Consider the following 13,195-nt stretch of genomic DNA (forward strand, 5'->3'; position numbering starts at 1 on the left):
TTTTTTAACTATAATTTTAAACTATGAATAAAACTACTTTTTATGCTAAATGTTACTTTAATAATATAAAAACAACCATAGCTTTTCGTTTTTTATCGTTATTTTCTATACTATTATTTTCGACTTATAGCAATGCTCAATCTTATCCTTATACTTTTAATGTTTTTAATGAAGTATTGTTTTATGATGGTTATGCAACGACTGTTAGTGACCCAGTACCAAGTGGTATACTAAGACTTAATAATGCATGTTACACAAGAAAATTAACAGATGTAGAATTATCAAATTTTGGAAACAAACTCACTATGAACTTAACAATAAAAGCTTCATGTGATAATTATGATCGTATAGGTAATGTCAATTTAGCCTTTGTTCCTAAAAATTCAGTTACATATTCTTATAATGATGTGGAACGTATTGAAATAGGGAGATACATTACTCCTTTTATGGACAAAAATGTACAACCAGATGAAGTTCCTTATACTTTTACTATAGATAATGTAGCACAGATATTTAAAAATCAACAGTTATTAACACAATATGATATTTGGGTAGAATTAGAATTATTTGGAGTTCCTTATGCTGCGAACCAACAAATTGCTGGTTGCAGCGGAAGGAACGATGTCTTTTTTGGAACTCTCGATTTGGTTACTGATTTTGACTCAAACCTTACTTATGGTACAAATTTTTTGCTTCCAATGTCATTTAAATACCTATTAAGAAATTATACCATTAATGGAACTGATGTACTCGGACAAACAACTAAATCAATTACTTTTACTCTTAATGAAGATGTTCAAAATGCTCAATTGCATCTTATTACATCAAATCATGGTGCAAATTCTGGTGGAGAAGAATATGTGAGGAGAACACATTATATTAATTTTGATAATGCAAATGTATTAACTTATACACCAGGAGGTGTTTCATGTGTGCCATATAGAATTTATAATACACAATTAAATTGTATTTATTATAACTGTTCAACTGGTCAGCCACTTCCAAATACAAATGCAGCTTGGAGTTGGAATAACTGGTGTCCTGGAAATAAAATACCTACACGTATAATTAACTTAGGTGATCTTGCTCAAGGAACTCATACTTTTAATATAAATGTTCCGACTGCAGTATTTAATGGTGGTCAAGGCGAATTCCCAATGTCAGTATATTTACAAGGAGAAACCCAAACTTTATCATCAAATAGTTTTGCAAAAACGACCATTAGTTTGTCACCAAACCCAGTTAAAGACATTTTAACTATAAATACTAAAGATGCGGAAGTGATTGCTGTTACAGTGTTTTCCGTTACCGGGAAAAAAATACTTGAGAGCACTTCTAAATCAGTAGATTTTTCGTCTTTACAACTAGGATTATACTTAGTGAAAATACAATTAAGTAATTCAGAAACGATTACGAAAAAAGTAATTAAAAACTGAATATAAAATGATGAAAATAAAACTACTTACTATTAAAAGAAGAGACAGATTTATGCTATCTAAAATAGCTCTTATTGTCTGTTTTTCAACAATTAGTGCACAAAATTATACATCATTAACTGTCACTTCTGGATTTAATCAAGATATAATAGCTAATGGAACAGGAGATTCCTCTCTGTCTACTACTATGGGTTTAGACCAAGCTAATACAAGAGCCTTAGTATCTCTTGACTTTCAAATTTTTGCATCAAGTGCAACACCAACATATGGTCTTCCTGTAAATGGTTTAATTAATAGTGCTGTAACTACAGGTTTAACTTTTCAATTAGCCGATTATAATTCAAATAATGCTTTATTTTTAACTCCTACTTATGTAAATAATGGAGCGCCTAACACAGGAACGTTAAGTGTAAACGCACAAAATATATCAGATATTTATATACTAGCTGCAGCTGCTGGTGGTGGAGAACAAAATTTGCCTTTTACAGCTACCTTAAACTTTAGCGATAACAGTACTCAAACAGCTGTTTTATCAGTTAGTGATTGGTATAGTGGTACAAATTATGCAATTCAAGGAATAGGACGTATTAATACTTCAAATAATAATTTAGAAGGTGATAATGCTAATCCGAGACTTTATGAAATTTCTTTAGCTTTAGATAGCAATAACCAAAGTAAAACATTAACAGGTATCTCTTTTTTATTTGAAGGTAATGATTCAGCACAATGGGCAAGTCAAATACGTATGTCTGTTTTAGGAATTAGTGTAAAAACTGCCACTTTACAAGCTGAGGATTTCAATTTAGAAACCTTAACAATATATCCTAATCCTACTTCTGAAAAATTAATAATTAATTCAACTAAAACTATTAAAGAAGTTAAAATTTACAATGAGGTTGGTCAAGAAGTAGTAACAGCAAATAGTAATGAAATCAATATAAGCACTATAGCTTCAGGTTATTACAATATAAGTGTGAAATTAGAAAATGACAAAATTGTTTTTTCTAAATTTTACAAAAAATAAATCATAATATATCATAAACAAATCCTACTAACTATCTATTTTTTATTATGATTTTTTTAAATTACTACTATTAAACAATTAAAGCAATACAACAACTCTTATTAATTAATTTTTTTTTGTAGTAGAGCACCTTTTTCTTATTGAAAAAGGTGTTTTTTTTAGGATTAACTAGCATAGTATTTAGAATCATAACCTTAAGATTACATCTTCTAAATAATCAGTTAATGATGGTTTATTTTCTTTGTTTGAAACAAATAAACTATCATGAAAAACCAGTATTTTTTTACAACAAGAACTTTTATGTTCTCTATTTTAGCAGCTATTATGCTAGTATTTGCAAACAGTTGTTCTACATCAGATTTAGAAGAAGAAATTACGATTTCAAAAGAGGAATCCAAAAATGTTACACAAAGAGCTATAACTAGCTTTTATGACGATTTAGTATTGCGTTGGGCACCAGTTCATCATCAAGACGTGGACAATTCAGGTTGCGGTTCTATGAATGGAAGAGGTGATTATATCACAGCGATTAATTTTGATAACGATTGGGTATCCACTAATAATTGGAACAATATAGAGCCAAGTAGAGGTTTTACTCCAACAGCACATTGCTATTATTCAGTGGTTGAAACAAGCACACATTATTTCATTTTATATGCTTTTTATCATCCAAGAGATTGGGCAAATGTGTGTTTCTTTGGTATTGATTATCACGAAAATGATTTGGAAGGTCAGTTGACCATTGTTAAAAAATCTTCAGCAAACAATGGTTATGGAGAATTTCAAGGTATGGTTACTGTTGCACATTCCGATTTTTATTCTTTCACACCATCTGGAAGTCCATTACAAGGAAATAATGAAAATATAGATGGAACTGTCTCTTATGAAAACTATAATAATGAACAACATCCTGTAACAGCTCAAGAATCTAAAGGACACGGTTTAAAAGCTTGGCCTTCTTACAGTATCATTGGAGACGGAATAAAATATTACCCAAGTTTGAGTATAGCAGAAGCACCAGCAAACAATGATGATAGAAATGTAAAATACAAATTAGTTAATATTTTTGAAGCTAATGGTTTTTGGGCAAGACGATTTAATACTGCCTTTTTAAGTAATACCAAATCATTTCCCTCAACAAAGGGCTCAGGAAGTGCTAACACACCTTGGAATTGGGATGATGGTAATGATAATCCAGCTGCAGGAGAACTAGCTACAGATCCAGCTAAATTAGTAGAGGATTATTTTAAAAATTTAGGTAGTTTTAGTAGAACTTACCTATTAAACCCTTATCAAAATATAAATTAGGTTTTTAAAGTAATTTTTTATCTAAAAAAAGAAATAATAACAATTAGTATAATCAAAAAACCTAGGATATTTAGCCTAGGTTTTTCGTTTTAAAAAGAGAAATCTTTTTAAAGAGGAAGTAATTGGCATACACGTTCAGCACACATAAGACCATATTGCATGCATTGTCCTGTTTGTGGGTCAATACACTGCTTTTTCCCACCTTGAATGCTTTGCAACTGTTTTCTCTCTAGTTTTTTAACGTCTTTCAGTTCTAAAATGCTTTTTAACATGATATTTGTTTTTTTTAAGTTTACTATAAAATTATATGTTTTTTTTTAATTAAGATTTCTAAATCAGAACTTTAACTTTGCTTATAGAAAAAATATAAAGGTGTTAAAATGTTGTTATGTAGCTTTCTATAATAAAATAAAAATAGAAGTTTAAATACAAATAAGATTTCTAAAATTTTATAAAAAAGATTATATTGTAGCCTTTATTTTAGGAATTAAAAGAACCAGATGAAAATTACACTTTCAGTAAAACAATTAGGAAAAAAGCAAGCATTACTTCAGGATACAATAATTGATTTAGCAATTTCAAGTACTACAGTAACCCTTCAAGAACTTATAGAAGCTATAGTCTCAAATCAGGTTACTATATTTAAGCAAAAGTCTTTTGAATGGGATGATTTAGATACCATTCACTTACCTAAAGAAAATTACTTACCAATGTTAATAGATACTGGTAAAGTAGGCTTTGGAGCATTATATAATCATAATGAAATTGATTTAGAAAAAGCTAAAGAAACTGCCATTTTAGCTTTTCAGGATGGTTTATTTGCAGTCTTTTACGGAGATGATGAAATAGAATCGCTTACGAGTCTATTAGATTTAGCTACAAATAAACCCTTACTATTTTTAAGACTCACTTTTTTAACAGGAAGTTATTGGTAGTAGAAAAAGGAATCCTTCCAATTGCCATTCATAAAAATAATAATAATAAAAGTACAAACATGTCAATAGAACTAGTATTAAAAAATAATAAAATTACAAACCCGTTAAAAAAATATAAACGCGAATTAGAAGAATGTAGAAATAGTAATTTTATTTTAAAAATTTTCCAAAAAAACAAAATAAGTAAAGAAGCAGCAGAATTAGGACTGGCTTTGATTAATCAAGAAAAAAATAATTATAATTATTACATTAGTTTAGGCTCAAAAGAAAGTGTCGTTTTTCAAAAATGGATTAGTAATGACATGTGGGAAAATCAGCAGTATTATGATTTATTACTTTATTTCTTTGGGGAAACTAATGCAAAATATATTAAAGAAGCTTGGAATAGATTGCCATATACTCCTTATCAAAAAAGTTATGAGAGACGCTCTTTTAGAGCTCCAGAACACAAACATTGGTTATTGATAACTCAGGTTAATTTTTTAAAATCATTGCTGCAAGGTTCCTATACTTATAGTTATCCTAATAATACCTATTACGATTTATCATTAGAAGAACAAATTAGATACGACACAGAGATAACCAATCCAGACAGTCAATTTATGGTTTGGTCAGCAGCAATAGATGCAGGAGATAAACAAATATACCAGTTAATTGAGGATATTATATTTAACAAAGACAGCGTAGGAAAAGTATCTAGAAAAATTATTAAAGCCCTATTAAATAGCGAACAAAAAGCGTGTTGGGAATTAGTCGAAAAATTATTATTAGCAGCGCAGAGACAAGAAGGTCTTCGTCAAACTATATTAGAATCCTTAGACGAAACAAGAATTGAAGCTTTAGAATATATTATCAATATAATTATAGAAAACAAACTAACGCGTTTCTCTTCAGTAATTAGAGCCATAGATACTTGGACAGGGTTGGGTTGGGAAGCCGAAAAAGAGACAACTGTTCGAGCTATTTTACAATTTGCATCCCATTATTTTGCTACTAAAGAAGATATTCCTGCAGGAATTCAAAGTAAGAATAACAACGAGGTTTATATGGCTTTATGGGTTCAAGGAGTTATCGATATTGAAAAGACAAAACCTTATTTAGATGATTTATTAGAAAAAGGTTCTGTTGAGAAGAAGTGTCTAGCACTTCGTTTTGCTGGAGAAACAGGAGATCCTTATCTAGAAATGCCCTTGTATTACAAAGCATTAGAATCAGACAATCTACAAGTATTGGCCTTTATGGTCGATAAAATGAGTTCGTTATTAACGGCTAATGCACATAGTAAATTTTATTGTAACAACCCAGATTATCCTAACTTCTTCCAAAAAGTATATGATTTAACAAAAAGCATAACCGTTAAAGAAAAAGTATTCGAAGCTAAAGTTTTTTCATGGTTAAATGTAAAGTTTGAAAGAGATACACTTTATGCTGCTGCAATTAGTTTAGTAGGTGATAATGCTGCTTATTTAGATTTAATAGTTTCGGATTTTGAACAATTATCTATTCAATTGAGAGAAAGAGTATCACGAGATATTCTAAAAGAATTTTACTGTTATTCCTTTTACAATATAAAGGACAATCAAAGAAAAATTAAAGAAAAACCGACAAAACTTCAACGTGATTTTGCCTTACAACTTATTAAAGATAGGGGAGAAAGCATGATGGCTTCAGGTATAGCCGTTTTAAATGACCTCCAATTAAATGAACTAGAAATCGATACTTTTAAAGAACTATTCAAACGTAAAAATGCCAATTTAAAAAAATACTTAATAGCAGTAGTACTGAAACAAAATGATAAAACAATAATTAGTTTTATTGAAGATTTGTTAGCTAATGGAAATATAGAACAACGTATGACTACTTTAGATATTCTATTACAGCTAAAAAAAGTAAATGTTCTTAACAAGCAAGTAAATCAGTGGGTCAAAGATTATACATTAAGACCTAAAGTATCAGATAGAGAAAGCAAATTTTTAGAACAAATAGATCCTTCAAATGTTGCTGAAGTCTTATCTTTAGAAAACGGCTATGGTTTTTACAATCCCAAACAAATATCCTCTTATGCTTTACCAAAAGTAGCTCCGGATTCTTATTATGCTCAGGCTACTAAAAGTGAGAGTCATGGTTTTTCAATGCCTTATGTGGAAGTTAAAAAGGCTTTAGCCAATCTATTAACACTTTTTGAAAATCATAAAAATTATGAATATGAAGTAGAAAACTATGATAATTCTAAGGAAAAAATACTATTAGGCAATTCCTTTAGACTATTAAAGAAAATGAACGATAAAGCAACTCAGGAAGAGCTTTTTCAAAATTATCCTCTGCATACTGTTTGGGAAGAATGGTATACTACTTCAGGTTTAATAGCAAGAGATTTATTCCTATTAACTTTTGCATCAGAATGTAATAAAAAACCATGGAGAACTATTTTAGAAAAATATGTTTTTTACAATAGTAATGAAATTCCAAATCCTACAAAAGAAAAATACTATTGGAACAATCCATTATTAAGTATTTTAACGGGGCTACAAATCAAGTTTCCATTTGAAGAAAAACAAGAGTATTTGATTGATGCTTGCGCTACTTTATTTGCTAATTTACCTAAATCAGTTTTAGAATATAAATTTAAACCCAACAAAAACCAATATTACTATGGTAGTTCTATTAAAGGAGATGGTTTTCAAAATGAAACTTTCTTTTCTGTTTTTCTTGAAGCAATTGCACTTAATGATTTAACAGAAAGTCAACAACACAAGGTTTGGAATTTATACCGATGGTATCAATTTGCAGGCCTTAAAGAAAATAGCACACTTAACAAACCACCAATGTATATGTATGGTTTGGCTTTTGAAAACAAATACATAACAAAAGAAGAATTATATGAAGGTATTCTAGATGGGGATCGATTGTCTATTTTAACAGGGCAAAAAAATCATAGAAGAGAATATGGTAGTGCTAATCTAACCAAGAGATTTCCTTTTTTAATTCCTATGATTGATTTAATTAGAGCAACCTTTTTAGACATAGAAATTAAGCGTGGTGATACCAATACAAGTGTAACGCACTTAGTACAACGTTTTGAAAAAATATATGGAGCAAATCGTTTTATTGCCCTTTTAGAGAACCTTGGAAAAGGGAGTTTATACACAGGCTATATTTATTCTTGGGGATATACAGATTTAAATAAACAAAAATTGTTTAGTTATCTTTTAAAACGTTGTTATCCTTTAGCATCAGATACACAAGAAGTTTTTAATGCACTACTAGCAAAGAGCAAACTCACAGAAGAACGTTTGGTGCAAGCCGCAATCTATGTACCCCAATGGCAAAAACTGATAAGCAATTATCTCGATTGGAAAGGATTAGATGAAGGTATTTGGTGGATGCATGCTCACACAAAAACATCTAGTTATAGTGATGTAAACTCAGAATTAGAAAGTGAAGTGGCAAAATATTCCGCTATTGACTTACAAGATTTTAAAAATGGAGCAGTTGATAAAGAATGGTTTGTCTCGGCTTATAAAAAATTAGGCAAAGCCAAATGGGAAATCCTTTATGATGCAGCAAAATTTGTAACCGATGGTAATGGTCATCGCAGAGCACGTTTGTATTCTGATACTTTAACAGGAAATTTAAAAATTAGAGAAGTAACAGCAAAAGTGAAAGACAAACGAGATCAAGACTATCTAAGGGTTTATGGATTGGTTCCACTTAGCAAAGCCAATGCAGAAAAAGATGTTTTGCAACGCTATGAATATTTGCAACAGTTTAAAAAAGAAAGTAAAGAGTTTGGCTCTATGAAACAAACTAGCGAAGCACTTGCACTTAGCGTAGCTATGGAAAATTTAGCTAGAAATGCAGGATATGTTGACCCTATGCGATTAACATGGGCTATGGAAACCAAGCAAGTCCAACAAATACTTTCTAAAGATACTGCTATACAATTTGATGACATAACCATTAGTTTAGTCATTAACAAAGATGGAAAAGCCGATTTAGAAACCACAAAAGCCGATAAAGTGCTAAAAGCCATTCCTGCTAAAGTAAAGAAAGAAAAAGAAGTACTAGAACTAACCAGTTATAGAAAAACCATGCGAGAGCAATGGTCACGATCACGCAAAGGGCTAGAAGAAGCCATGGTTAGAGGTGATATTTTCACTTTAGCAGAAATGATTAACCTGTTTGAACATCCAGTAATATCAAAACATTTAGAAAAATTAGTATTTGTAGCCAATGATACACAAGTAGGTTTCTTTTCTTCTGGAAATTTAATTGCTACTACAGGTGAAATTATTTCCTTTGAACAAGAACCCACCTTTAGAATTGCACATTGCTTTGATTTGCATACCAATGGTGTTTGGACTGATTTCCAATCCTATTGTTTTGATAACAAGTTGGTACAACCTTTCAAACAAGTGTTTAGAGAATTATATGTCCCTACACCAGATGAATTAGCAGAAAAAGCCATTTCTCGTCGTTATGCTGGTCATCAAGTACATCCAAAACAGACTTTAGCCCTGCTAAAAAACAAAGGATGGAAAGTAGACTACGAAGAAGGCTTACAAAAAGTATTTCATGCAGCAGGTTTTCAAGTGAAATTATATGCCATGGCCGATTGGTTTTCTCCAGCAGATGTAGAAAGTCCAACACTAGAAACCATTGAATTTCATTCGCTAAAAGACTATAAAAACATTCCTTTTGAAGACATTAATCCAAGAATCTTTTCAGAAGTAATGCGAGACATTGACTTAGTAGTGAGTGTAGCCCACGTAGGAGGAGTTGACCCAGAAGCCAGTCATTCTTCCATTGAAATGCGAGCTGTTTTACTAAGAGAAACATTACGATTATTTAAAATTAAGAACGTAGACATCAAAGAAACGCATGCCTTGATTACAGGAACTATGGCAAATTACAGCGTGCATTTAGGAAGCGCAGTAGTACACCAAACACCAGGAAAATACTTATCTATTTTACCAGTTCACTCACAACACAGAGGTCGATTGTTTATTCCATTTGCCGATGATGATCCAAAATCAGCAGAAATAATGTCAAAAGTACTATTGTTTGCCAAAGACCATGAGATACAAGACCCAACCATTCTCACCCAGATCGATAAAAAGATTCCAATAGCAGAATAATCAGCAAAACCGACAAGTAACTTATTTGTCGGTTTTTTGTTTATAGCAGTTAGTTCTTTATAGTTAATAGTACTTAGTGAAGAGTGATTAGTCATTAGTAAAAGCAATCAGCGAAATCAATGTGTCAATGAAGTCAGTAATTAGTTAATAGTACTTCTTAGTCCTTAGTAAAATCTGCGTGACAAAAAAACACAAACCAAATCCACAAACTTGTCATCTTGTCCCAACACTTCGGGAACCCACTCGAAACTCCCATAATCCACAATCATCAATAATTTATAATCCACAATCAATCTAGAAGACAAACCATTTTTAGAAGTATCAGTGGATTTATTACAAAAACTTTAAAATCTGATGATACGAGCAAATTGATAATAATACTTAAAGTATTGGATTAGAGAGTTGTAATGTAAAATAAAACAGAAATAATTTGTTATTATTTTTTTGTAAATTAAGCTCCTTTTTAAAGTTAAAGCAGAATAAATAACGGTGTAATTCCCTATAAATGAAAAAAATAAGTATCTCATTGCTTTTTTTAGTATTCAGTTGTGTTGTAATAAGTCAGAATAAAATTAATGGAATAGTCCTAGCAGCTGAAAACAATCAACCTTTAGCTTTTGTTACTATTATCATTAATAACAATCCAAAATTAGGTACAGTTAGCGATATCGATGGAAAATTTGAATTGGAATCTAAAGAATCAATTACTATGCTTTCCTTTTCCTATGTAGGCTATGAGAAAAAAGAAATTGCCTATTCCGGTGAAGCTAAAATTAGTGTAGCCTTAGCGGCAACTAAAGTAGCTTTAAATGAAGTAACTGTCTATGCTTCAGAAAATCCAGCTAATAGAATTATTAGAGAAGTAATTAAAAATAAAGACAAAAACAATCCAGAAAAATTACACTCTTTTACCTATCGTTCCTATACTAAAACTGTTTTCGATTTTAAAGAATCGGCTACCCAAAAAGCAGACACCAATGCTATTGCTACGTTTTTAAAAGGAGGACATTTCTTTTTAATGGAGTCGGTGAGCGACCGTAAATTTATGTTTCCCAACTCCAGTGAAGAAGTTGTCATAGCCAATCGTGTTTCTGGATTTAAACATCCCAATTTTGCTTCATTAGCAACCGATCTGCAACCGTTTTCATTTTATAATGACAATATTACTCTTTTAGATATTCATTATCTCAATCCAATTGCAAATGGCAGTTTAAAAAAATACAATTACAGATTAGAAGAAGAATTCTATGAGGCTAATGATACCATTTTCGTAATCAGTTATCAACCCAAGAAAGGTAAAAATATTGAAGGTTTAAAAGGCATTTTGCATATAAATTCCAAAGGATATGCTGTGCAAAATGTAACCGCAACTCCTTTTGAAAAAGGAAAAATGGATTTAACACTCCAGCAAAAGTATCAATATGTTGATACACATTGGTTTCCAGAGCAGTTAAACTATGTTTTAGAAACAACAAGTGAAAACGCATTAGGAGTGATAGCGAATGGTAGAAGTTATATTAGTGAAGTTGTTCTAGAACCCACATTAAAGAAAAAAGAGTTTAGCATTGAAAAAGTAAGAATGGCAGAAGATGCTGCATACAAAGACAGCCTTTTTTGGAACAAGAACCGACAGGAACAATTGAACCTAAAAGAGAAAATTACCTATCGTGTTATGGATAGTTTGGGTGAGAAAATGAAACTAGACAATCTCTTGTTATTAGGACAAAAATTGGCAGAAGGAAAAATACCTTTAGGCAAAATAGATTTAGACCTAAGCAAGACTTTAAAATATAACAGACACGAAGGTTTTCGTTTGGGAACAGGAATTGTTACCAGTGATTCTTTTTCAAAAAAGATACAACTAGGTGCTTTTGCTGGATATGGTTTAAGAGATCATGAATGGAAATATGGAGGCTTCTCAGAATATGAGTTTTCAAAGAGAAATGATTTTCGATTAGGGATTGCTTATCAAAAGGAGTTAAATGAAATAGGAGCTTACGGGTTAAAGAGTAGCCAACAAAAGGGACTTAATTTAAGAAATTACTTGGCTTTGTACATGGATCAAATTCAAAACTATTCTGCTTATGTTACTTTTCGTTTGTTGCGCTATACCACTTGGAAAGTAAAAGGCGATTTTTATACTGTAAATCCGCAATATGAAGCTGTACTTTCTAATTCGTACCAAGGAATAAATGAGTATAAAAATGCCCAAGTTTCGGTGTTACTCCGTTGGGCACCTAATGAAAAAATTATTCAATCATTTAATAGAAGAGTAACAATAGCCAATAGTAACCCTATATTCACATTCTATTTTGCCAATGGATTTAAGGGGTTTCAAGAAAGTAGTTTAGCTTATCAAAAACTTGAAGCTAGTGTAGAGCAAACCTTTTATAGCAAAAACTTTGGAAACACCCATTACCGCTTTGAAGCAGGAACAATTACAAAAAACGTCCCTTTAGGACTACTGTTTACAGGAGAAGGCAGTTATGTAGAAAAATATCCTTATTTTATTAAAGATGCTTTTCAAACCATGCGTTTGTATGAATTTGTTTCCGACTCGTATGCCCATTTGTTTTTGCATCATAATTTTGGTTCCTTGCTTTTCAAAATAAAACAATTTCAGCCAAGTGTAAGCCTTCATCATAACATGGGTTGGGGTAATTTAAGAGAGACCAATCAACAATTGCAGTTGCCTTATATTACCAAAGAAAAACTTTTCGTAGAATCGGGTTTACAAATTGATAATATCTTGAAAGTAAATTATTTAGATATTGGGTATCTTGGTTTTGGAGGCAGTATGTTCTATCGCTATGGAGCTTATGGACTTCCTGAATTTAAAGATAATATAGCCTTAAAATTGAGTATGACTTTTACAATTAAATAGAAGTTATTAGTGAAGAGTTATTAGTTATTAGCAAAATCTGCGTGACAATGAAATCAGTAATTAGTGAAGAGTAATTAGTGATTAGTAAAAGGAATTCGTAAAATTTGCGTGCCAAAAAAGTACAAACCGCATCCACAAACTTGTCATCCTGTTAAGGATCCCACAAGTAGCTCCACAATCTTGTCATCCCGACAAAAGGAGGGAACCCACAAGAAACTCACACAAACCGCATCCACAAACTTGTCATCCTGTTAAGGATTCCACAAGTAGCTCCACAATCTTGTCATCCCGACAAAAGAAGGAAACCCACAAGAAACTCACACAAACCACATCCACAATCTCTTCATGCTATAAGGATCCCACAAGTAGCTCCACAATCTTGTCATCCCGACAAAAGAAGGAAACCCACAAGAAACTCACACAAACCACATCCACAATCTCTTCATGCTATAAGGATCCCACAAGTAGCT

7 protein-coding genes are annotated in these 13,195 nt (G+C 31.4%); 6 read left to right on the top strand and 1 reads right to left on the bottom strand.

All coding sequences use genetic code 11. The features are described from left to right. Positions 1-23: 23 nt before the first annotated feature. From FIA58_RS02700 to FIA58_RS02710, 3 genes are all read left to right on the top strand, one after another. Positions 24-1,436: a peptide-N-glycosidase F-related protein gene (locus FIA58_RS02700; protein ID WP_140959765.1), complete on the top strand. Its 1,413-nt coding sequence runs from the start codon at positions 24-26 to the stop codon at positions 1,434-1,436. 7 nt (positions 1,437-1,443) lie between these two features. Next, a complete protein-coding gene (locus FIA58_RS02705) occupies positions 1,444-2,460 on the top strand; it encodes a T9SS type A sorting domain-containing protein (RefSeq protein WP_140959767.1) in 1,017 nt (338 codons plus the stop codon). 264 nt (positions 2,461-2,724) lie between these two features. After that, positions 2,725-3,768, top strand: coding sequence for a hypothetical protein (locus FIA58_RS02710; RefSeq protein ID WP_140959769.1), 1,044 nt, complete (start codon positions 2,725-2,727; stop codon positions 3,766-3,768). Between the two features lie 107 nt (positions 3,769-3,875). On the opposite strand, the gene FIA58_RS02715 is transcribed toward FIA58_RS02710, so the two are convergent. Further along, on the bottom strand, positions 3,876-4,040 hold the full coding sequence (locus FIA58_RS02715; RefSeq protein WP_165928833.1) for a hypothetical protein: 165 nt from the start codon (positions 4,038-4,040) through the stop codon (positions 3,876-3,878). A 228-nt stretch (positions 4,041-4,268) separates the two neighbouring features. Between FIA58_RS02715 and FIA58_RS02720 the strand changes: the two genes are divergently transcribed. The 3 genes from FIA58_RS02720 (at position 4,269) to FIA58_RS02730 (ending at position 12,725) form a co-directional block, all read left to right on the top strand. Next, the gene (locus FIA58_RS02720) at positions 4,269-4,703 is read left to right on the top strand and encodes a hypothetical protein (protein WP_140959771.1); all 435 of its coding nucleotides are present in this window, start codon (positions 4,269-4,271) and stop codon (positions 4,701-4,703) included. Positions 4,704-4,762: 59 nt separating this feature from the next. After that, positions 4,763-9,841 (top strand): DUF4132 domain-containing protein, encoded by a 5,079-nt coding sequence (locus FIA58_RS02725; protein WP_140959773.1) that lies wholly within the window; start codon positions 4,763-4,765, stop codon positions 9,839-9,841. 505 nt (positions 9,842-10,346) lie between these two features. Continuing rightward, positions 10,347-12,725 (top strand): DUF5686 family protein, encoded by a 2,379-nt coding sequence (locus FIA58_RS02730; protein ID WP_140959775.1) that lies wholly within the window; start codon positions 10,347-10,349, stop codon positions 12,723-12,725. Positions 12,726-13,195 lie beyond the last annotated feature (470 nt).

The sequence above is a fragment of the Flavobacterium jejuense genome (assembly GCF_006491595.2).
Classification (GTDB): domain Bacteria; phylum Bacteroidota; class Bacteroidia; order Flavobacteriales; family Flavobacteriaceae; genus Flavobacterium; species Flavobacterium jejuense.

Coding starts and splice junctions, on each gene's coding strand:
- FIA58_RS02700 (WP_140959765.1), top strand. CDS start 24: ATGAATAAAACTACTTTTTATGCTAAATGTTACTTTAATAATATAAAA.
- FIA58_RS02705 (WP_140959767.1), top strand. CDS start 1,444: ATGATGAAAATAAAACTACTTACTATTAAAAGAAGAGACAGATTTATG.
- FIA58_RS02710 (WP_140959769.1), top strand. CDS start 2,725: ATGAAAAACCAGTATTTTTTTACAACAAGAACTTTTATGTTCTCTATT.
- FIA58_RS02715 (WP_165928833.1), bottom strand. CDS start 4,040: ATGTTAAAAAGCATTTTAGAACTGAAAGACGTTAAAAAACTAGAGAGA.
- FIA58_RS02720 (WP_140959771.1), top strand. CDS start 4,269: ATGAAAATTACACTTTCAGTAAAACAATTAGGAAAAAAGCAAGCATTA.
- FIA58_RS02725 (WP_140959773.1), top strand. CDS start 4,763: ATGTCAATAGAACTAGTATTAAAAAATAATAAAATTACAAACCCGTTA.
- FIA58_RS02730 (WP_140959775.1), top strand. CDS start 10,347: ATGAAAAAAATAAGTATCTCATTGCTTTTTTTAGTATTCAGTTGTGTT.